This is a genomic window from Oceanobacillus sp. FSL K6-0118, assembly GCF_038006665.1.
Classification (GTDB): domain Bacteria; phylum Bacillota; class Bacilli; order Bacillales; family Amphibacillaceae; genus Oceanobacillus; species Oceanobacillus caeni.
In genome coordinates this window covers 971,324-991,192 of sequence record NZ_JBBOVR010000001.1, presented here as the reverse complement: position 1 = coordinate 991,192, position 19,869 = coordinate 971,324, and the positions used below count along the sequence as shown (strand labels likewise).

Genomic DNA, 19,869 nt, shown 5'->3' with positions numbered 1-19,869 from the left:
AATTCAAATATTTGGTTGCGGGGGTAGGATTTGAACCTACGACCTTCGGGTTATGAGCCCGACGAGCTACCAGACTGCTCCACCCCGCGATGTGAAAAATATAAGATTTAGAAGTTAATGGTGGAGGATACAGGGCTCGAACCTGTGACCCCCTGCTTGTAAGGCAGGTGCTCTCCCAGCTGAGCTAATCCTCCAACGCATTAGGATGTGCTAGTACATGTGTTGCGACAGGTCATCGCGTACTTAACATGACTTCCTTAAAAAATGGTGACCCGTACGGGATTCGAACCCGTGTTACCGCCGTGAAAGGGCGGTGTCTTAACCGCTTGACCAACGGGCCATTTCATATTTCGAATTAATTTGTCAACGCGCTTTAATATATCATATTTCAATGTTTGATGTCAACAAGAAATTTCATTTGACTTTATTCGCGTTTTTTAATCGGTTTTTAACAGCAAAATTTATATTAAAGCAAACTCATATAAATGTCAACATAAAATAATAAATTTTGTTTTTTAATTTTAACAATCGACAAAAACGCCCCCAAAATGACGCTTGTTATAATTATACACAATATTGAAAGAAGAGAAACTATATACTAGGATTCCTCTTCTTCTTTTTCATCCTTATCCAAGTTCACATCTTCTAGATCAAGCCAAGATAACATTTCTCCCACAACTATATTTACTTTTTCATTTACAATATCTTCCCCATATTTTTTCTTCGCCTTTTCAATAAAACTTAAAACCTCATCATTATATTTTATAATCGGCTCATCACTTTCAAGATTATTAAACAAATCCAGTATTTCATCTAATGCTTTATCAAATCGTTTACTTTCTATTTCAGTTGCTTTCATAATAAAGTCACCTCAAGATTATCATGCCCCAAAAAAACTCAATTTCTACCTTTTTCTTTTTAAGAGTTTGTTCAAAAGTCCGGTAAAATGACACTTCGATACTAAGGAGGCGTTGCAACAAATCTTTAGTGGGACGAGTAATCGTAGTCCCAGAACGTTGGCGACCTCAGTCCGTTTCATTCACCTTTTTAAACACGCATTTTAAGAAGTCTTTTCCAAGGCTAGACTCGTAAAAGCAAGGAAGTGACAAGTGCTCATGTTATCGATATACTTAGGTAGACACTGATTTAAGTAGAAAGGGGATTCTCAGAACATGAAATACATCGGATACATTGGCACATATACAAAAAAAAGCAGTGAAGGAATATATTCATTTGAATTAGATACGGAAGAAAAGAAAATATCGAACGTTAAAATTGCAGCTAAAGTTGACAGCCCTACTTACTTGAAGCTTACTATTGATAATAAATTTCTTTTTTCTGTCGCAAAAGACGGAGATAATGGTGGAGTTGCCTCTTTCAAAGTTAATGATAGAACCGGTGAACTAACAGCAGTTAATAATCAGGTAGAACCCGGTGCGAACCCTTGTCATATCAACACGGATAAAGATTATCAATTTTTATTCAGTGCTAATTATCATAAAGGTACGGTAGATTCTTATAAAATAAATCAAAATACTGGTGAAGTTAGCCAAGCTATATCAACTATTCAACATACTGGTAGTGGACCCGATCCTAGGCAAGAAAAATCGCATATCCATTATGCTGGCATGACTCCGGATGAAAATTACTTAGTTGTCACTGACTTAGGCAGTGATTTACTTCTTACTTACCAAGTTAGTGACAATGGTGAGCTAACTGAGGTAAATCGTTTAGTTGTTCCAGCTGGTAGTGGACCTAGACACCTAGCTTTTCATCCTAAACTTTCTACTATTGCGTATCTTGTAACGGAATTCAGTGGGGAAGTTTTTGTCCTATCATACGATCAAGAAAATGGAAGCTTCTCCATTGTTCAATCGATTAAAACCATTCCAGAAGATTTCAAGGAAAATAATCAAGGTAGTGCGATTCACGTTTCTTCTGACGGAAGATTCGTATACTCTGGAAATCGAGGACATAATAGTATCGCTGTTTTTAAAGTAGATACGGAAACTGGAAAATTATCTTTTATTGAGAATACACCAACAGAAGGTGACTGGCCAAGAGATTTCGTTCTCGATCCTAGTGAAAAGTTCTTAATTGCTTCCAACCAAGAATCAGATAATCTTACTTTATTCTCCCGTGATACCGAAACAGGCAAATTATCGTTATTACAAAAGGACATACATGCTCCTGAACCGGTATGCCTTAAGTTTTTATAAAATTACGTTTGAATACAAACAGCTAGGAACTATTGTCCTAGCTGTTTCTCTACCTCTTCATGAATCATTCTATGTTGTTTCCTTGAGCGGGATGTCTTTTTCCCATGTACGAAATAATATACAAAAATGGAAACAAAAACGATACATGCCATTCCAACATACATTCCTCTATAACCCGTTAAAGGTAAAGTAAACCCTAATAAAAATGGACCAACGCCTACTCCTGTGTCAAAGAATACAAAAAAGGTAGAGGTTGCAAGTCCAATTCTATGTGACGGAGCTCTGTTAACTGCAATAGTTTGAGCACTTGATTGTACGGTACCAAATCCAATTCCAATAACGGCTCCCGCAATAAGTAAAATCAAACCATGTGAAGCTTGACTAAGCAAAATTAGTCCAAAACCAAATATGACAAGGCATGGATAAATAACGGAGTTTTCTCCCTTTAAATCAAATAATTGACCAGTAAACGGTCTAGATATTAATAAAAACGCCGCATACATGACGAAAAAGAAACTTGCTGTATCAACTAAATTTATTTCTGTCGCATAAGACGTCATAAACGATAAAATGCTGGAGTATACAAATCCAAGGATTGCTATAAAAATCGCAATCGGTACAGTTGTCTTTTCAAAGTAATCACTAATTTGAAAGGACTTTTTCGCAGTCTCCTTTGGTACCCGAGCTACTTCTGGTACTCTCAACGTTAAAGCAGCTATCAAGGATACTAGAGCAAAGGTAGTAGTAGTTACAAATATCACTGTATAGTCGAAATGTTGGCTTATAAATAATCCTAAAAAAGGACCAATGGCCATGGCTAAGTTCATACTTGTAGCAAAATAACCCATTCCCTCTCCACGTCTTACCACCGGAATAATTTCCGCTGCGATTGTTCCCGTTGCAGTGGTACATATCCCAAATGAAAAACCATGGATAAATCGAAGGGCTAATAATAAAGGTAAATTGTTAATAGGAAAATACAATAGCATCATAGCTAGAAAAAGTACCGAACCGAGTAATAAAAGTTTTTTCTTACCAACCGTCGCAAGTGCTTTTCCCGCTATTGGTCTCACAAGCACTGCGCCAAGTACGAAAATACTTGAAGCAAGCCCAGCCAAACTTTCTGATGCATGGAAACTTTTTATCGAATAAACCGTTAACGTTACGATTAACATATAAAACGAAATAAATAATAAAAAGTTTGAGGTGGATACCATGATGAAGTCTTTCGTCCATAACTTAGGTTTTCTACTCAAACTTATTCCTCCCTTATTTAATTTTTTCTTTTAGCTTATGGATTGTATGTAAAGTCACCATTAGATCCTCATCTGAAATTTCGTTTACTAGATTTTCTTCAAAGGTGTCTATAATCCGCTTTGCATCGTCATAAACTTGCATCCCTTTTTCCGTTAAATGGATTTTTCTCTCCCGTTTATCTGTACTAGGAATTTTTTTAATTAAGCCTATTTTTTCTAAACGATTCACGGTACGAGTTATAGTTGGTTTTTCTACATCATAATAATTACTTATTTCAACAAGAGTAGCTGTATTAAAATGCTTCAAATAGAAAACTATCAACCATTGCGAATGATATAAACCAACTTTTGCTAGTTGTTCATTTATCTTTTTCGTAAATGCCCGGGTAAACTGTAACTGATGATGAAAAAAAGAATCCACATTAAACCTCCACTTGAACAATTAGTTACCTAGGTAACTATATACATTTTTTCTTTTCTTGTCTAGTACAAAAGAAAATAAGGCACCAAATGAAACGGTGCCCTACGAATTTTCCAACACTTTTTAAAGATTAGTATCCATAACCTACATAAGAGGTTCCAATAATAATTAACAGTATGAATAGAACTACAATTAAGGCAAAACCTCCACCATAGCCAAAGCCTTTTTCGGGTGCACTCATAAATTAACACCTCCTCATTCACGTACATAATTACTATATGTTAAGGCGTACGAATTGTTATAGATAAATGCCTACATTTGATACTTAACTCCTAAAGATTATGGGAAAAGAGCCGTGATTTTCCCGAAAGTTTTTGTCTACACCCTTGTCTTTCTAGCAATAAAAAATTAAGTATACACATATTGGTTCTATATGGTTCATATTAGAAGACTTAGTTAAGTAGTAGAAAAGTCAACGGGAAGCCATTTACGTACACTATTGATTAACCAAATACCCTCTTGCCTATCTAAGTCTTCTACATATAATACTTTCTCCCTTATTTTTCCTGTTGTAATCAGGAATTGACGATAAGTTCCTGCAAGTAGCCCGCATTTTATTGGTGGCGTCCATAGCTTTCCATCAATCTTTAACACAACATTACCAATCGTAAATTCCGTTAATTCTCTGTTCTTATTCCATAAAAGCAAATCATAGATTCCCTCTTTTTTTTCAAAGCATTGATACATGGTACGATTCGTCGTTTTATGGTAATAAAATGGATTTTCCAAATCGATTGGCTCGTTTGCAAGCATTACTTTTACTGGAACATCTGGGGCAGTAATGGACTTGGCTTCTAACTCGATTTTTTCTTTTTTTGAAAAAAGCAAACGGACTTTATACGGACCATTTTCATAACTTTTAGCAAAAGAAAGTAAAGCTGTTTTAACCTTCTCTTTATTCATTGGTATTCCAAAGTAATTAGCGCTATTGCTAAGACGATGGATATGCTCTTCCAACAGAAAATACTCCCCATCTTCTAATAGTAAGCTCTCTAACAATCGAAAATCAGGTCTCTCTTCCTCCAACAATCTAGCTTTGTCAAGCATTTCGTGATACTCCCCTTTAGTTGTAGAATCCCAAGTGATTCCACCTCCTACTCCATAAGTGGCAACCCCTGTTTTTCCTTCAATAACAACCGTACGAATCGGCACGTTAAAAATTGCTTCCTTTTTCGGTGTAATAAAACCAATTGCACCACAATACACTTCCCGAGGAGTTGTTTCCAATTCTGAAATAATTTCCATCGTACTTATCTTTGGGGCACCGGTAATGGATCCACAAGGGAAAATCGCCCGAAAAACATCTACTAAATCAGTTTGTTTCTTTACCTTTGCTTGTACAGTTGATGTCATTTGGTGAACGGTTGGATATTGCTCGATTTCAAATAATTTCGGTACATGAACGGATGTTGGTTGTGCAATAACACTTAAATCATTTCGTAATAAGTCCACAATCATGATGTTTTCAGCACGATTTTTCTCCGATTTGTACAACCATTTTGCATTTTCCTTATCTTCCTCTACTGTTTTTCCCCTATTAATCGTTCCCTTCATTGGACGGGTTGTAATGGTTTCGTCCTTCATATGAAAGAAAAGTTCCGGTGAAGCTGATAAAATCTGATAATCTCCTATATTAAGGTAGGCAGAATAGTTGGATGTTTGCGCTCTTTTTAGTTTTTCAAAAAAAGCTACATCATCACCTTGAAATTTAGAATACAATCGAGTGGTATAATTCGTTTGGTAGGTAACTCCATTTTTTATAGCCTTTTTAATCGTTTTAATAGATTTACTATATTCATCTTTAGGTGTAGAAATATTCCATGGACCCACCTGATAGTATCCATCACTTTCTACAGATTTTTCACTAACTTCCTTAAAAATTCCAAACCATAATAAAGGCATTTTGTTATTGGGATTTACTTTAAATTTTTCATTAAAAGCAGGTGCACTCTCATAAGCCAAATATCCTGCAGCATAATACCCTTCTTCAACCGCATCCTGTACCATTCTTAAACACGGGATCACTTCTTCCACTGCATTAGTCGAAATAACTCGAACTGGATTCGTAAACGTATGTGGACAAATCTCCCCTGTTGATGAAGCAAATTCAAATGATAATATAATTTCTTTATTCATTAGTTTTTTCCTTTTCCATTTAATTTTTTCTTTTTATTATAATATTACTAAATGACACATGTCACTTCAGTAAAAACTTCGACAAAAACCTTTAACTTTCACCAAAAACCAACATTAGTTTGACTTTATTTGTTGATAAATTCTGTAAAGTGATATAAATTTAATACAGTTTATCGTTTAGAAAATGGATGGAGGAAAAGCAATGAAATTATCTAATGATGAATTGAATATATTAGCAATTCTAGAAGAAAATCATAGAATCTCCACAGAAACTATTGCAATGCAATTAAATATGACGGAAGAAAACGTTCATAGGACGATTAAAAAATTAGAAGAAGATAAAATAATTGTTAGTTATCCAACCCTTATTGATTGGAATCAAATTGAAGGTAAAGAAACTGTCGTAGCAATGATAGACGTTAAGGTTACACCACAACATGGCGTAGGATTTGATGAAATCGCCGAGCGAATTTATCGTTATCCAGAAGTTAATTCCGTCTATTTAATGTCAGGTACTTATGACTTATCAGTTACATTAGAAGGAAAAACATTGCAAGAGGTTTCGAAATTTGTTTCGAATAAATTATCAACAATTGATAATGTTATCTCCACAACCACACATTTTATATTAAAAAAATACAAACATGATGGTGTCATCATCGAAGGGAACGACGATGATGATAAAAGAATGGTGGTTACCCCATGAGCATGGATTATGAACAATACTTATCAAAAACAGCAATAGACCTAAAACCATCTGGGATAAGAAGGTTTTTTGATTTGGCAGCAAGTATGGAGGGTGTCATCTCACTTGGGGTTGGAGAACCTGATTTTATTACTCCATGGAACATTCGTGATGAGGCTATCAATGCCCTACAGGACGGATATACATCCTATACAGCAAATGCTGGGCTAATCGAATTACGCCAAGAAATATCAAATTACGTACAAAGAAGATTTGATGTTCACTATGATCCTGAGAATCAAATCATTGTCACTGTCGGAGCAAGCCAGTCTCTTGATTTAGCCTTTCGCGCCATTGTAAACCCAGGTGATGAAGTGTTAATTGTGGAGCCTGCTTTTGTATCTTACGCTTCACTAGTATTATTGGCTGGAGGGGTTCCGGTTCCAATCTCCACCTACTCCGATAATGGATTTAAGGTAACACCGGAGCAAATTGAAGCAGCGATAACAGATAAAACGAAAGCTGTTTTAATTTGTACACCAAATAATCCAACCGGTACTTGTTTAAATAAAGAGGAGTTAACACAAATCGCTAACGTCATTCAAAAGCATGACCTCATTTGTCTCACAGATGAAATTTATGCAGAACTTACATATGATGATGGATTTACGAGTATGGCTTCCATCCCAGGAATGTATGAGCGAACGATTTTAATTAACGGTTTCTCCAAAGGGTTTGCAATGACGGGATGGAGGCTGGGTTTTGTAGCAGCCCCTAAAGAAATGGTAGACCTAATGGTAAAAATTTATCAGTATACAACCATGTGTGCGCCACATATGTTACAGAGAGCTGCCATAGAGGCTTTACAAAATAGTACAGATCAAGTTGAACATATGAGAGAAAGTTACTGGCGAAGAAGGAATTATATCGTTCAAGCCTTAAATAATATTGGGCTCAGCTGCCATATACCAGGTGGCGCATTTTATGTTTTCCCATCGATTAAGCAAACTGGACTCTCTTCGGAAGAATTTGCAAGCGAACTCCTCCAACAAGAAAAAGTGGCAGTCGTTCCGGGCAATGCTTTTGGTGAATCCGGAGAAGGATATATTCGTTGTTCCTATGCTACATCTATCGAACAATTGCAAGAAGCAATGAAGCGTATGGGAAGATTTATCGATTCATTGAAATAAAATAAGAAATCCCTGCTAAAAAATTAGTTAGGGATTTCTTATTTTTTACTAACCAAATGTGCTCTCCACTTTTCCCTTCCAAATTTAGCACTTTATACCACCTATTCTAGGCTTCTTCACATTTGTTCATAATGTTGATACTTGATATGATAAAAAAACATAAATGAAGACTGGATGTGGGGACATGTTACGCTTAAGAAATTGGATAGTTTTATTGCTTGTCGCCGGAGCTTTATGGCACTTTTATGGGGAGACATATGAGCATTCTGGTTTTCAAGGTGTTTTTCATGAGATAAAAGAAGATGTAAATGAGTTTATAGAAAATCCAATCGTCACTTCGACAGTAAATACAATAAAACAAGAGTTTCAAATATTATTGTCAAGGCTAAACGGGACTCAGGAAAATCATGATATAAAAACCGAACCGACTATAGAAAAACCAAAACTAAACGAACCGACCAATCAAAGCTTTTCCATCCATAATATTGAAATTGGTGATAAACGATCAGATGTAGAGCAACAAGTCGGAACCCCCAAACGTTCAAGTCTGAACGAATATGGAGTAGAATGGAATACTTATCATGAAAATTACCAAAACTTTTTTATGGTAGCATATGATAAGGAAGACAAAGTCGCTGGTCTATATACGAACCAGGATTTATTAAGTTCTACACTTGGCATTGATTTAAATAGTTCACGAGAGACTGTTTTATCAACTTTAGACGAACCATTATCAGCTATTCGCAAAGGACTAGTCCGTTATCAAATACAAAATGATGATGAAAATGATACATTTTTCATTGATCATAACTATGTGACGATTTTTTATGATAAACATGAAAATAATACGGTTACCGCCATTCAAATTATTAGCGACAAGCTAGAACAACAGAAAAAGGAATACTTCGGAGAACCGACCCCTGATTTAAAAGCAGGACTAGAATATCAACTTTTTGATTTAACCAATGCAGCCCGGGTCGTTCATGGTTTGCCAGTATTAAATTGGGAGGAACCACTTAGAAAAACTGCTCGTGATCACAGTACAGACATGGCTGAACATAATTACTTTAGTCATACGAACTTGCAAGGACAATCACCATTTGACCGGATGCAGGAAGATGATATTGTATTCCGAATAGCCGGGGAAAATCTTGCAACCGGGCAACCTAGTAGCATTTTTGCTCATGAAGGGTTAATGAACTCCTTGGGCCACCGAGAAAATATATTGAAAAAGGAATTTGAGTCTTTAGCCGTTGGTGTCGATTTTAACCAGAATTCGCAACCATTTTATACGGAGAACTTTTTAACGAAATAACAATCATTCGGACGCAGGAAACCAGCGTCCTTTTTTTATCCCACCTAAAACGGGTAGTAAATGCGACTAACCATCAGTGGAGGATGATTGAAAACCCCACTAATGGAAGTCTTCTTTATAATTTTCTTAAAATTATCTAACATTTCATATATAATAAGAGAATGAAACATAGTATTACTAGAATAGGAGCTGAGCAGAGAATGAGTGAAGAAGTTGTATCTGAGAAAGGTTATTTTGGTGAATTTGGTGGCAGTTTTATTCCCGAGGATTTAAAGGTGATTTTGGATAATATTGGAGACCAGTTCGATAAATATAAAGATGATCCTAAATTTCTAGAGGAATATCGTTACTATTTAAAAGAATATGTTGGGCGTGAAAATCCGCTAACATTTGCTAAAAACCTTACAGAAAAAATAGGTGGGGCCAAAATCTATTTAAAACGTGAGGATTTGAATCATACAGGTGCACATAAAATTAACAACGCCTTAGGTCAAATACTTCTAGCAAAACGTATGGGTGCCAAACGCATTATTGCGGAAACTGGTGCAGGTCAGCATGGAGTTGCCACCGCAACTGCAGCGGCAATGGTTGGTTTACCTTGCACCGTGTACATGGGAAAAGTCGATACAGAAAGACAAGCCTTAAATGTATTCCGTATGCAACTTTTAGGTGCTGAAGTAGTTGCCGTGGAAGATGGCCGTGGTCGGCTAAAAGAAGCGGTAGATGCAGCGTTTGAAGACCTAGTAAAAAATCATCAAGATACGTTTTATCTAATCGGTTCTGCTGTTGGGCCATATCCATACCCAGAAATGGTGAAATACTTCCAATCTATCATCAGTGAAGAATCCAAAAGACAAATTTTAGAAAAGGAAAATAAACTACCAACAGCCATCGTTGCTTGTGTAGGTGGTGGAAGTAATGCGATTGGTTCCTTTGCTAGTTACTTAGATGATAAAGACGTTCGGTTAATTGGTGTAGAACCTTCCGAAGCTCCATCTATTTCAGAAGGTATTCCGGCAGTATTCCATGGATTTAAGTCTTATACATTATTCGATGAGAATAACGAATTAAAGCCAACCAATTCGATTGCAGCAGGTCTTGACTATCAAGGTGTTGGACCAGAACATGGTTACCTATATGCTTCCGGTCGTGGAGAATATGTTCAAGCTTCTGGCGGGGAAGCACTTGAGGCATTCCAAGAGTTATCTAGGGTGGAAGGAATTATTCCGGCATTAGAAAGTTCGCACGCTGTTGCACATGCTATGAAACTAGCAAAAGAACTAAACAAAGAAGATGTCATTATTGTTAACCTTTCCGGTAGAGGCGATAAAGACGTAGATCAGGTTTATACTATGTTGAATAAATAAGTTTAACAAGAGCAGATTTCCTGCTCTTATTTTTATTATTAAAATACTTCCACAACCTATTGGAAGGGTAATGTTTCTAATTAAAAAATACTATACAAAATAACTGCTAATGCAAGTACTGCTGTTGGTAAGATAACACTTAGCATTAATATAGGTTTGTATGCTCTCTTATGGGTTTCACCACAGATAGCACGAACGGTCGTTACAATATAACCATTATGCGGTAAAGAATCCAAACCACCTGAAGCTAATGCTGAAACACGGTGCATTGCTCCTGGATCTACTCCTTGCGCTAAATAAATGGGTGCAAGAATTGGTAGTGCAATTCCAAGTCCACCTGATGCAGACCCTGTAATACCACAAATAACGGTTACTCCAATTGCCAACCCTATTAAAGGGGGTCCTGGTATATTTACAAGACCATTAATTAGTGAATCGAAAGCGGAAACCTGTGCCGCTACACTTCCAAAACCAACTACTGCACACGTATTAGCTAATGCTACAAGTGCATTTTGCGCACCAGTTGCAAGTGCATCCCAAAACTCCTTAAGAAATCTCAACATGCTTAAACATGCAACAGCAATCCCAATAGTCAAAGCAATTAAGAGTGCTACAGTAGGGGTCAAAAACTGACCAAGAATATTAAGTATCACGATAACTAATACAAGAGGAAGAATAGCTAAAAGGGTATTGGGAAGATCACCTTTACTTTGTTCTGGCTGTTCTTCTGCAACTAAACTAGCTGCCGTTTCCTCATTTCCTTGCTTCGGTAAGGAGAAAACTTCACCATTAGCAGAAGCTTTTCTTACCATTGAACCTAACCATAATCCACCAACAATCATAATCAATAATGCACTTAAAACTCCAATCCAACCACCTGCAGTTGGAGTTGTCCCAAAGAACTCTGTTGGAATAATGTTTTGAATTTCTGGTGAACCAGGTGAAGTCATGGTAAAAGAAATAGATCCGAATACTAATGCTGCCGGGATGAATCGGTGTGGTAAATTAGCAGAACGGAATAAGGAAACTGCGATTGGATAAACAGCAAAACCAACTACGAATAAACTTACACCACCATAAGTCATAATTGCTGCAGCTGCCACTACCGCAAATACAGCACGTTTAGCCCCAAACTTATTTTTAATCCAATTTGCAATACTATCTGCAGACTTTGTTTCTTGCATCACTTTTCCAAAGATAGCCCCTAGCAAGAATACCAAGAACCATGAAGCAAAATACCCCGTAAACCCTGTCATATAATTGTCCATTAATGCTGTATCTAACCGTAGTCCCCCAGTAATAGCAACAACAACGGAACTAAGTAGGGCCGCGATAATAATATTAACGCCCTTCATCGTAAGGTAAATTAATAAAATAAGTGACCCTAACAGACCAATCATCCCAAGAAATGCCACTATTTTCTCCCCCCTTTTTTAGTTTAAGAATAAATTGATTTCTCAGATGAAAAATCATAGCTATAGCAAACCCGATATAATTCCTCTATCTCTTTCTTAGAAGGAACTCTTGGATTATTTTGTGGGCTTCCGCTATTTAAGGCATCATCAGCCATTTTGCTAATTGCTTGCTCAAATTTGTTTTCATCAATCCCAAACCCTTTTAAGTTAGGTATATTTAAATCTAAACAAAGTCTTTTCACGGAAGATACAGCCATTTCTGCGGCTTCTTCATTTGATAGACTGTTAGCGTCCTTGTTAAATAATCTTCCAAGGTCTGCTAATCTCTCGATGCATGCCTCTTTACTAAATTCAAGGACGGCAGGTAGTAACATAGCATTGGAGAATCCATGCGGAACATGAAATAATGCACCGATTGGTCTAGACATTCCATGCACTAAACATACAGAAGCATTCGTAAATGCCATTCCAGCTTGTAAAGCCCCCACTGCCATTTCTTCTCTTGCATCCATATTATTACCATCTTCATATGCTGGTTTTAAATTCCCAACTATCTTCTCCATCGCTGATAGAGCTAGCATATCTGTCATCGGCTGCTTCTTTCTTGAAATATAGGCTTCTATTGCATGACTTAGTGCATCCACACCAGTAGCAGCTGTCACTGATTTTGGTGAAGATACTGTCAATAACGGATCAACAATAGCAACATCAGGCATAAATGAAGGTTGTTTTATCATCATTTTGACATCATTACTTGTATTATTAATAACCGTAGCATCTGTAGCCTCAGAACCTGTGCCTGCTGTTGTTGGGATTGCAATATGGGGAATAGGTTTTTTCTCTGCTATTTTTTTGCCTCCCATATATTCTCCAATATAACCACCATTTGTTGCGACGACAGCGATTGCTTTAGCAGTGTCTATACAGCTTCCCCCACCAAGAGAAATAACAACATTACATTGTTCTTTTTGGAAAATCTCAAGCGCCTCTGCAACATATTGATCTGTAGGCTCAGACTTAACCCCTAAATAGACAGTACTTTCTATATTTTCCTTTTGTAATACATCACGACACTCACTTACGTAACCAAGGTCATTCATGATTTGATCACTAATGATAAGAGCTTTACTTCCTCGACTTTCCGTTTCCTTTCCTACTTCTCTAAACGCCCCTCTACCATAATGAATGGTTTGTGGGGTACTAAATGTAGCAAACCTTTCCAACTCTATCTACCCCTTCCTAATTACCTTCGATTCCACATACGAAAGTCGCGCCAACTTTCATACACACGTAATGTAAGCGTTTTATTAAATGCATAAGTATAGATTAGCACAAATTTTCTGATTATCCAACCAAAAAGTGTGACAGTATCAAATACTCGAAGCCCCATTAGAAAAACAAATAATTCACTGACCACTTCCAAGTCTTCCAATTAGACTAGCAGTATACTATCTGTAATTCTTTAATTTTTATCCCACCTCAAGCTTCTTGTAAAACAAAAAGGTAAGTGGGAGATCAACTGCCAATTAAGGTCCGATAAATGCAATAACCATTAGTTAGGAGATGAAGGAAAACCCCCACTGATGGAAGTCTTCTTTATAGTTAAATTTTCATATTGCAATGTAAGCTATTTCAGTGCTATGATTTTATTTATGATATGTAAATGAACTACTAGTCTAGATTGGAGGATAAAAATGAACCAAGAGTTTAATCATGAAGTACGTCCACCATATGGAATTATTGCAATATTAATGATCGGTGCTTTTATTTCTTTCTTAAACAATACATTATTAAATGTAGCCCTTCCTTCTATAATGGCAAATCTACAGGTTGATACAGCAACCGTCCAATGGTTAACTACGGGGTATATGCTAGTGAATGGTATTCTTATCCCAACAACAGCTTTTCTCATTCAGAAATTTTCTGTTCGTCGTTTATTTTTAATCGCAATGGGATTATTTTCGATAGGAACTATTATTGCAGGAACAGCAACGATATTTCCAGTTTTATTAGGGGCGAGAATGGTTCAAGCATCAGGTTCTGCGATTATGATGCCACTTCTTATGAACGTAATGCTTGTAAGCTTTCCGGTTGCCAAACGTGGTACAGCAATGGGAGTATTTGGTCTCATTCTAATGTTTGCACCAGCAATCGGACCAACTTTATCTGGCTGGATATTAGAACATTATGAATGGAGAATGCTTTTCCATTTCATTACTCCAATTGCTATTGTCGTATGGATTCTTGGATTTATTTTATTAAAAGATAAAAAGGAAAAAGTCGATATCCATCTTGATGCTATATCTGTTTTATTATCAAGTATAGGCTTCGGAGGCCTACTTTACGGGTTTAGCTCTGCTGGAAGTAATGGTTGGAATAGTCCATCCGTCTATATGACCATTATCATTGGTGTTCTTTCCCTAATCACTTTTATTGTAAGACAATCGAAGTTAAACGACCCTATGCTTAATTTCAATGTTTATCGATATCCTATGTTTTCATTAGCATCTGTTATTACTATGGTCGTAAATATGGCGCTTTTCTCTGGATTTATGTTACTTCCTATTTATGCTCAAACCATTTTAGGAATTTCTCCAATGAAAGCAGGCCTAATGCTACTTCCAGGGGCGATTGTCAATGCCTTCATGTCCCCTATAACTGGTCGTTTATTTGATAAATATGGTGGTCGCATACTTGCAGTTATTGGACTGATTATTGTAACAGGGACTACTTTCCAATTAAGTCATTTATCATTTGAAACAACCTACTATTATTTAATGTTTATCCATGCTGTTCGCATGTTTGGTTTATCCATGGTCATGATGCCAATCACAACGAATGGATTAAATCAATTACCTAAACAGCTTTATCCACATGGAACTGCAATGAACAATACGTTAAACCAAGTTTCCGGTGCGATTGGAACAGCTTTTATTATCACAATCATGTCAACTCGCGAAGCAATGTACGAAAAACAATTAACGGCACAAGTTATCGGTCAACCAACGGCGGAAGCAAAACAACATATAACTTTAGAAGCAATGCTTGGTGGAATTAATGATGCCTTTTTAATCTCCACATTTTTCATCATTCTAGCGTTAGCATTAGCCTTATTTATAAAAAGAGCAACCCCAATGGGAGATAAACCGAAAAAATCTAAAAACCTATCAAAAGTACCAGGAAATTCTCGTGCTTTGTAGTGTGATAAATAAATAAAAAACGTCCCATCTCATACGAGTTGGGGCGTTTTCTATTTTACAAAGAATCCTTAATTACCTTCTTATAATACAGTACCGATAAAAGTCCAAATATGGAATAAAGCAATGTATACAATACCATCACAATAATCATCGGTGTCCAAAGTTCCGTTCCAAAGAAAAACCAACCAGATTTTACTGCAAAATAACTGTGACATAAACCTACTACTAATGGAATTCCAAAGTTAAACAGTTGCTTCACTCTAATCCCATTTAACAAATCCTTATTGGTAAAGCCCAGTTTCCGTAAAATCGTATACGTTCCTTTTTCTTCTTCACTTTCATCCATTTGTTTGAAGTAGAGAATACATCCTGAAGTGATCAAAAAGGTGAGACCAAAAAATCCAACAAGGAACATGGCTAGCCCCATCGTTATTTTGCCGGTAGAACTTACATAAAGCCGTGAACTATATCCGAAGTTCTCTTGGAAACCTAATTCTTGAAAAATTTTGTCCGCTTCCTCTATTTCCCCTTTATCCTTCACATCGACTCCCACATAAACAGTAGATTCTTTTTGAATCGATTCATCCATATCCTCTTTTAATTGCTGGTAGACACCCTGGTCAACAACTGCTACAGGAAAACCGCCTAACGTCAGAAGTGACGGTAAAACATTCCTGTCTTCAAGTCCTTTATAATTTAAAGTAACCGTTTGAGCTTGGCCTTTTAATGAAATCTGACCAGTTTCTTTCAGAGACATAAATTGCTGCAATGTGTCTGGGAAATTCACGATAATACTTTCATTACGGGACAAATCAATCCCTTCTACTGCTTCATCACTAATCACAACCATTGTTGCATCTCCGGGATTAAAACTCCCATTTTCTTCATCATACGTCTCCATAATCCTAGATAAATCAGCATGTACTTGATGAAAGTCGACTTTTTTCTCTGTATATTCAATTTTTGCTGCTTCCAATTCATCCATGAAGCGAGCCGCATCTGCTTCATTTGGAATCGAAAAATGATTTGGAAGCGATTCTTCAGCCGTCTTTTCTGTTGAATAATAAGATATATAAGTTAAAGACAACAAACCAATGGCTAATGCGGATACGGTTGTAATAATCGTTAACAAGATGGAATTCGACTTCATACGAAACATGATGGATGACAGGGAAAGCACTTTATTTATCGAAAGGTAGCCATTGTCCTTTTTACGAATCATATTAAAGATAAAACTAACAGAACCTTTATAAAACAAATATGTTCCCACAATGACAGAACCTAGAATGGTAAGCATTGCAAAATATAATGCATTCAATTCTGTAAAGTCTCCACTAAACAATCTAGTGGATAAGTAATATCCAAAGGCAATTAATCCTATCCCCAAAACTCCTATCAACATCCCAATAACGGAAACTCGATTTACTTTACCTTCTGTTTTGGATGTTACCTGAAACAAATGAAGAATTCGTTGCCTCTTAATAAACAAGGCATTCATTGCCATAATCACTACATAGATACATACAAATACAACTGCAGTTTGGATAAGTGCTTCAACAGAAAAACGTAAAGTTGCTACTTCATTAATACCCATAATCTTAATTAAAATCATCATAAGCAATTTAGATACGGAAAATCCAACAAAAATCCCAATTAACATGGAACCAAAATACAACATCATATTTTCAACGCTGAGAATTTGAAAGATTTTCCCCTTTGTTAAACCAACTAGTTGGAGTAAACCAATTTCTTTACTTCTGCGTTTAGTAAATAAGTTATTCGCATAAATCAAAAACACAATAATAATGGCTATTAACATAACTGCCCCGGCACGTAATGCTGCAGCACCCTTAATGGATCCTTCTACCTCATCCATAGAAGGATCATATTGTAGGGTGACAAAAGCAAAATATAAAGCAACACTAAAGACTAATGCAAAAACATAAAGATAATAATTCGATAGATTCTTTTTCAAATTACGAAAAATAAGTTGTTTAAAGCTCATGTTGCACCCCACCTAAAACACCTTGCGTTTTAATAATGTCATTAAAAAATGTTTGTCTGCTTTCATCACCTTTATTTAACTGAGTAAAGATTTGACCATCTTTTATAAAGATAACCCTACTACAATAGCTTGCCGCTAACGGGTCATGTGTTACCATTACAATCGTTGCTTTTCTTTTTTCATTTAGATCCCCTAGTTTATTTAATAAATCCGAAGCAGATTTCGAATCTAATGCTCCTGTAGGTTCGTCTGCAAAGATAATGCTTGGATCATGGATGAATGCACGGGCTGCAGATGTACGCTGTTTCTGACCACCAGATATTTCCCCAGGATATTTATCTTTCACCTCTAAGATACCTAATTCCTTTGCTACAGTAGCAAATTTATTTTGGGCCTCTTTTTTTGTTACTTTTTTGATAGTAAGTGGCAGTAGGATATTTTCCTTAACGCTCAATGTATCTAATAAGTTATACTCCTGAAAAATAAAACCTAAATGATTTTTTCGAAACTCAGCCAGCTGTTTTTCTTTCATCTTGGTAAATTCTTGACCCTCAATTTTAATAGATCCGTTAGTAACTTTATCAATTGAAGATAATACATTTAATAATGTTGTTTTCCCAGAGCCGGAAGGACCCATAATACCGACAAATTCACCTTTTTCTACTTCAATATCAATCCCTCTTAATACTTCTTGTTTATTCCATTTATTGCCGTAACTTTTATGAATTTTTCGTGCTTCTAAAATGCTCATATCCGTTCAACCCCTTTTTCTATTAAATTTCGATTAGAATCTTTCTTCTAGTTTCCTACAGTATAAAAAATATCGTTCTATTTTTCCTTCGAATTACCTAACAAAATCAATAAGCATGTGACAATCATGTCACATGCTCGTTATTTCTAGAAACGTATTCTTTTTAGCAAATGTTAATGTAAACGTCGTGCCCTTTCCAACCTTTGATTCTACATCGATATTAATTTTTAACGCGTTAGCCACTTTCTTCGTTAAATAAAGTCCCATTCCTGTTGCTTTATAGTCTTGGTGGTTTCTCGTTGAGGTAAAACCTTTATCAAAAATACGAGATAAATCTTTCACAGGGATTCCCCTACCCGAATCCTTTATGATCAATTGGACGACACCATCATCATCAATACTACTTATGACTACATCTGAGTTTTCACTGTACTTTACAGCGTTTGTTAATAGCTGACGAATAATAAAACTGAACCACTTTGCATCTGTAAGAACTTCTGTTATTTCTAAATTCACATCAAATCCGATTCCCTTTTGCATACACCACGTTCGTAGGTCCTTTATTTCCCTATAGATTAAAGGCTTAAGAGCTACTTTTTCAATATAGAGGTCATTTTTCATAGAGGCCATACGCCTTTGATGTAATTGTTGGTCAAGAAGTAAATGAATTCTCAACCATTCGTACTGCAACTGGGATTTTAATTGATCATCTTCAAGCCTTTCTATCATAAGTTGCATAGCGGTGAGTGGTGTTTTTACTTCATGAATCCATGAAAGCAAATCATCCTTTTCCTGTTCTAACTGTTTTATATTATCATTTAATTCCCTTTTATAATGCTCTACTTGTTCCCTAACCACTTTTTCAGAAATCTTTTCAAACGGTTTGTCCGCTTCTTTTAAGTATCCAAGGTCATCACTCGGGTTCCAGTTCTTCAACACTCTATAATATGCCGACTCTTTTTGATATCGAATGATTATAAAAAGAATAAAAATCACAAAGGATAGAAATGTAACATATAAAACGGATTGAAAATTAATAGAAGCATCAAGATAGGCAACAAATAATACCAAAAATTGTAAAATGATGAATAAATAAATCCAACTTTGCCTTTCGCGTAAGTATTCCCTAATCATGGAGTTCTTCCTTCGCCACATAACCTTGTCCAACCTTTGTTTCAATCCACTTTCCTAAATCTAGTTCTCCTAGACTTTTTCTTAAACGATTAACATTAACTGTTAACGTATTATCACTTACAAAACGTTCATCATCCCAAAGACTTCTCATCATTTTCTCACGACTAACAATTTGATTTTTATTTTCAACTAAAGTCTTTAATATGAACATTTCATTTTTCGTCAGTTCCACTTCACCAGTCTTGGTACTAACGGTGTTTTTTAAAAAGTCAATTGTCGCCCCGTTCCACACTAGAATATTGGTTTGTTGTTCCGTACTATAATCATAAACCCGTCTTAATATCGCATGGATTTTAGCTATTAACACCTCAAAGTGAAATGGCTTTTGAATGAAATCATCAGCCCCTAGTTGCATGGACATAACCATATCCATCGGGTGATCACGAGAGGAAAGAAAAACAATTGGAACATTGGAATGCGAACGAATCAATCTGCACCAATGAAACCCATCAAACTTCGGTAATTGTATATCAATCACAACTAAATCTGGCATGACTTGTGTATATTCTTCCATCACTTTATTAAAATCATGAATACCATATACATCATAGGACCACTGTGAAAGTCGATCCTTTATCTCGTTAAATAATGTTTTGTCATCCTCAATTAATAAAATTTTAAACATCAAATCCACCCCGCCCCTTATGGTGTTTCC

General features: G+C 36.1%; 17 protein-coding genes and 3 tRNA genes. 6 read left to right on the top strand and 14 right to left on the bottom strand.

Annotated features, from left to right (window positions below; genetic code table 11):
* Nucleotides 1-12 precede the first annotated feature (12 nt).
* From MHI02_RS05150 to MHI02_RS05135, 4 genes are all read right to left on the bottom strand, one after another.
* Nucleotides 13-89: transfer RNA gene (locus tag MHI02_RS05150), tRNA-Met, on the bottom strand.
* A 29-nt stretch (nucleotides 90-118) separates the two neighbouring features.
* Nucleotides 119-194: transfer RNA gene (locus MHI02_RS05145), tRNA-Val, on the bottom strand.
* Between the two features lie 71 nt (nucleotides 195-265).
* A tRNA-Glu gene (locus MHI02_RS05140) sits at nucleotides 266-340 on the bottom strand.
* A gap of 258 nt (nucleotides 341-598) precedes the next feature.
* Nucleotides 599-859 (bottom strand): hypothetical protein, encoded by a 261-nt coding sequence (locus MHI02_RS05135; protein ID WP_047184328.1) that lies wholly within the window; start codon nucleotides 857-859, stop codon nucleotides 599-601.
* 313 nt (nucleotides 860-1,172) lie between these two features.
* Here MHI02_RS05135 and MHI02_RS05130 point away from each other — a divergent pair, with 313 nt between their 5' ends.
* Nucleotides 1,173-2,219 (top strand): lactonase family protein, encoded by a 1,047-nt coding sequence (locus MHI02_RS05130; protein ID WP_204798369.1) that lies wholly within the window; start codon nucleotides 1,173-1,175, stop codon nucleotides 2,217-2,219.
* 29 nt (nucleotides 2,220-2,248) lie between these two features.
* Here the strand turns inward: MHI02_RS05130 and MHI02_RS05125 are convergent, their stop codons facing one another.
* The 4 genes from MHI02_RS05125 to pabB all read right to left on the bottom strand — a co-directional run bounded on the left by MHI02_RS05125 (nucleotide 2,249) and on the right by pabB (nucleotide 6,092).
* Nucleotides 2,249-3,475, bottom strand: coding sequence for an MFS transporter (locus MHI02_RS05125; protein WP_257457135.1), 1,227 nt, complete (start codon nucleotides 3,473-3,475; stop codon nucleotides 2,249-2,251).
* A gap of 13 nt (nucleotides 3,476-3,488) precedes the next feature.
* A complete protein-coding gene (locus MHI02_RS05120; RefSeq protein ID WP_341165707.1) occupies nucleotides 3,489-3,896 on the bottom strand; it encodes a MarR family winged helix-turn-helix transcriptional regulator in 408 nt (135 codons plus the stop codon).
* Nucleotides 3,897-4,026: 130 nt separating this feature from the next.
* The gene (locus MHI02_RS05115) at nucleotides 4,027-4,137 is read right to left on the bottom strand and encodes a YjcZ family sporulation protein (RefSeq protein ID WP_083452606.1); all 111 of its coding nucleotides are present in this window, start codon (nucleotides 4,135-4,137) and stop codon (nucleotides 4,027-4,029) included.
* A gap of 215 nt (nucleotides 4,138-4,352) precedes the next feature.
* Nucleotides 4,353-6,092 carry an aminodeoxychorismate synthase component I gene (gene pabB / locus MHI02_RS05110; protein WP_341165706.1) on the bottom strand — a complete coding sequence of 580 codons (1,740 nt, stop codon included), beginning with the start codon at nucleotides 6,090-6,092 and terminating at the stop codon, nucleotides 4,353-4,355.
* A 202-nt stretch (nucleotides 6,093-6,294) separates the two neighbouring features.
* On the opposite strand from pabB, the gene MHI02_RS05105 reads away from it, so the two are divergent.
* The 4 genes from MHI02_RS05105 to trpB all read left to right on the top strand — a co-directional run bounded on the left by MHI02_RS05105 (nucleotide 6,295) and on the right by trpB (nucleotide 10,649).
* The gene (locus MHI02_RS05105; RefSeq protein WP_047184332.1) at nucleotides 6,295-6,798 is read left to right on the top strand and encodes an Lrp/AsnC family transcriptional regulator; all 504 of its coding nucleotides are present in this window, start codon (nucleotides 6,295-6,297) and stop codon (nucleotides 6,796-6,798) included.
* A complete protein-coding gene (locus tag MHI02_RS05100) occupies nucleotides 6,795-7,967 on the top strand; it encodes an aminotransferase (RefSeq protein WP_060668926.1) in 1,173 nt (390 codons plus the stop codon). Before MHI02_RS05105 ends, MHI02_RS05100 begins: the two co-directional genes overlap by 4 nt.
* Nucleotides 7,968-8,151: 184 nt before the next feature.
* Entirely contained in the window at nucleotides 8,152-9,282 is a 1,131-nt protein-coding gene (locus MHI02_RS05095; protein ID WP_083452605.1) for a CAP domain-containing protein, read from the top strand.
* A 200-nt stretch (nucleotides 9,283-9,482) separates the two neighbouring features.
* Nucleotides 9,483-10,649, top strand: coding sequence for a tryptophan synthase subunit beta (gene trpB / locus MHI02_RS05090; RefSeq protein WP_047184335.1), 1,167 nt, complete (start codon nucleotides 9,483-9,485; stop codon nucleotides 10,647-10,649).
* A gap of 80 nt (nucleotides 10,650-10,729) precedes the next feature.
* On the opposite strand, the gene MHI02_RS05085 is transcribed toward trpB, so the two are convergent.
* Complete coding sequence (locus MHI02_RS05085) at nucleotides 10,730-12,049, bottom strand: GntP family permease (RefSeq protein ID WP_047184393.1); 1,320 nt, start codon at nucleotides 12,047-12,049, stop codon at nucleotides 10,730-10,732.
* 38 nt (nucleotides 12,050-12,087) lie between these two features.
* Entirely contained in the window at nucleotides 12,088-13,287 is a 1,200-nt protein-coding gene (locus tag MHI02_RS05080; RefSeq protein ID WP_047184336.1) for an iron-containing alcohol dehydrogenase, read from the bottom strand.
* A gap of 471 nt (nucleotides 13,288-13,758) precedes the next feature.
* On the opposite strand from MHI02_RS05080, the gene MHI02_RS05075 reads away from it, so the two are divergent.
* The gene (locus MHI02_RS05075; protein ID WP_060668924.1) at nucleotides 13,759-15,264 is read left to right on the top strand and encodes a DHA2 family efflux MFS transporter permease subunit; all 1,506 of its coding nucleotides are present in this window, start codon (nucleotides 13,759-13,761) and stop codon (nucleotides 15,262-15,264) included.
* A gap of 55 nt (nucleotides 15,265-15,319) precedes the next feature.
* Here MHI02_RS05075 and MHI02_RS05070 read toward each other — a convergent pair whose 3' ends face one another.
* The 4 genes from MHI02_RS05070 to MHI02_RS05055 all read right to left on the bottom strand — a co-directional run bounded on the left by MHI02_RS05070 (nucleotide 15,320) and on the right by MHI02_RS05055 (nucleotide 19,839).
* Nucleotides 15,320-17,269, bottom strand: a complete 1,950-nt coding sequence (locus MHI02_RS05070; RefSeq protein WP_047184338.1) for an ABC transporter permease — start codon at nucleotides 17,267-17,269, stop codon at nucleotides 15,320-15,322.
* Entirely contained in the window at nucleotides 17,259-18,020 is a 762-nt protein-coding gene (locus MHI02_RS05065) for an ABC transporter ATP-binding protein (RefSeq protein ID WP_047184339.1), read from the bottom strand. Before MHI02_RS05065 ends, MHI02_RS05070 begins: the two co-directional genes overlap by 11 nt.
* A 129-nt stretch (nucleotides 18,021-18,149) precedes the next feature.
* Complete coding sequence (locus MHI02_RS05060; RefSeq protein ID WP_047184340.1) at nucleotides 18,150-19,154, bottom strand: sensor histidine kinase; 1,005 nt, start codon at nucleotides 19,152-19,154, stop codon at nucleotides 18,150-18,152.
* Nucleotides 19,147-19,839, bottom strand: coding sequence for a response regulator transcription factor (locus MHI02_RS05055; protein ID WP_047184341.1), 693 nt, complete (start codon nucleotides 19,837-19,839; stop codon nucleotides 19,147-19,149). The genes MHI02_RS05060 and MHI02_RS05055 overlap by 8 nt, the downstream gene beginning before the upstream one ends.
* Nucleotides 19,840-19,869: the final 30 nt, after the last annotated feature.

Bases quoted from the DNA above. Each gene is read 5' to 3' on its own strand.
- MHI02_RS05065 (WP_047184339.1), bottom strand. From the start codon at position 18,020: ATGAGCATTTTAGAAGCACGAAAAATTCATAAAAGTTACGGCAATAAA.
- MHI02_RS05115 (WP_083452606.1), bottom strand. From the start codon at position 4,137: ATGAGTGCACCCGAAAAAGGCTTTGGCTATGGTGGAGGTTTTGCCTTA.
- MHI02_RS05100 (WP_060668926.1), top strand. From the start codon at position 6,795: ATGAGCATGGATTATGAACAATACTTATCAAAAACAGCAATAGACCTA.
- trpB (WP_047184335.1), top strand. From the start codon at position 9,483: ATGAGTGAAGAAGTTGTATCTGAGAAAGGTTATTTTGGTGAATTTGGT.
- MHI02_RS05135 (WP_047184328.1), bottom strand. From the start codon at position 859: ATGAAAGCAACTGAAATAGAAAGTAAACGATTTGATAAAGCATTAGAT.
- MHI02_RS05060 (WP_047184340.1), bottom strand. From the start codon at position 19,154: ATGATTAGGGAATACTTACGCGAAAGGCAAAGTTGGATTTATTTATTC.
- MHI02_RS05085 (WP_047184393.1), bottom strand. From the start codon at position 12,049: ATGATTGGTCTGTTAGGGTCACTTATTTTATTAATTTACCTTACGATG.
- MHI02_RS05095 (WP_083452605.1), top strand. From the start codon at position 8,152: ATGTTACGCTTAAGAAATTGGATAGTTTTATTGCTTGTCGCCGGAGCT.
- pabB (WP_341165706.1), bottom strand. From the start codon at position 6,092: ATGAATAAAGAAATTATATTATCATTTGAATTTGCTTCATCAACAGGG.
- MHI02_RS05075 (WP_060668924.1), top strand. From the start codon at position 13,759: ATGAACCAAGAGTTTAATCATGAAGTACGTCCACCATATGGAATTATT.
- MHI02_RS05130 (WP_204798369.1), top strand. From the start codon at position 1,173: ATGAAATACATCGGATACATTGGCACATATACAAAAAAAAGCAGTGAA.
- MHI02_RS05070 (WP_047184338.1), bottom strand. From the start codon at position 17,269: ATGAGCTTTAAACAACTTATTTTTCGTAATTTGAAAAAGAATCTATCG.
- MHI02_RS05105 (WP_047184332.1), top strand. From the start codon at position 6,295: ATGAAATTATCTAATGATGAATTGAATATATTAGCAATTCTAGAAGAA.
- MHI02_RS05055 (WP_047184341.1), bottom strand. From the start codon at position 19,839: ATGTTTAAAATTTTATTAATTGAGGATGACAAAACATTATTTAACGAG.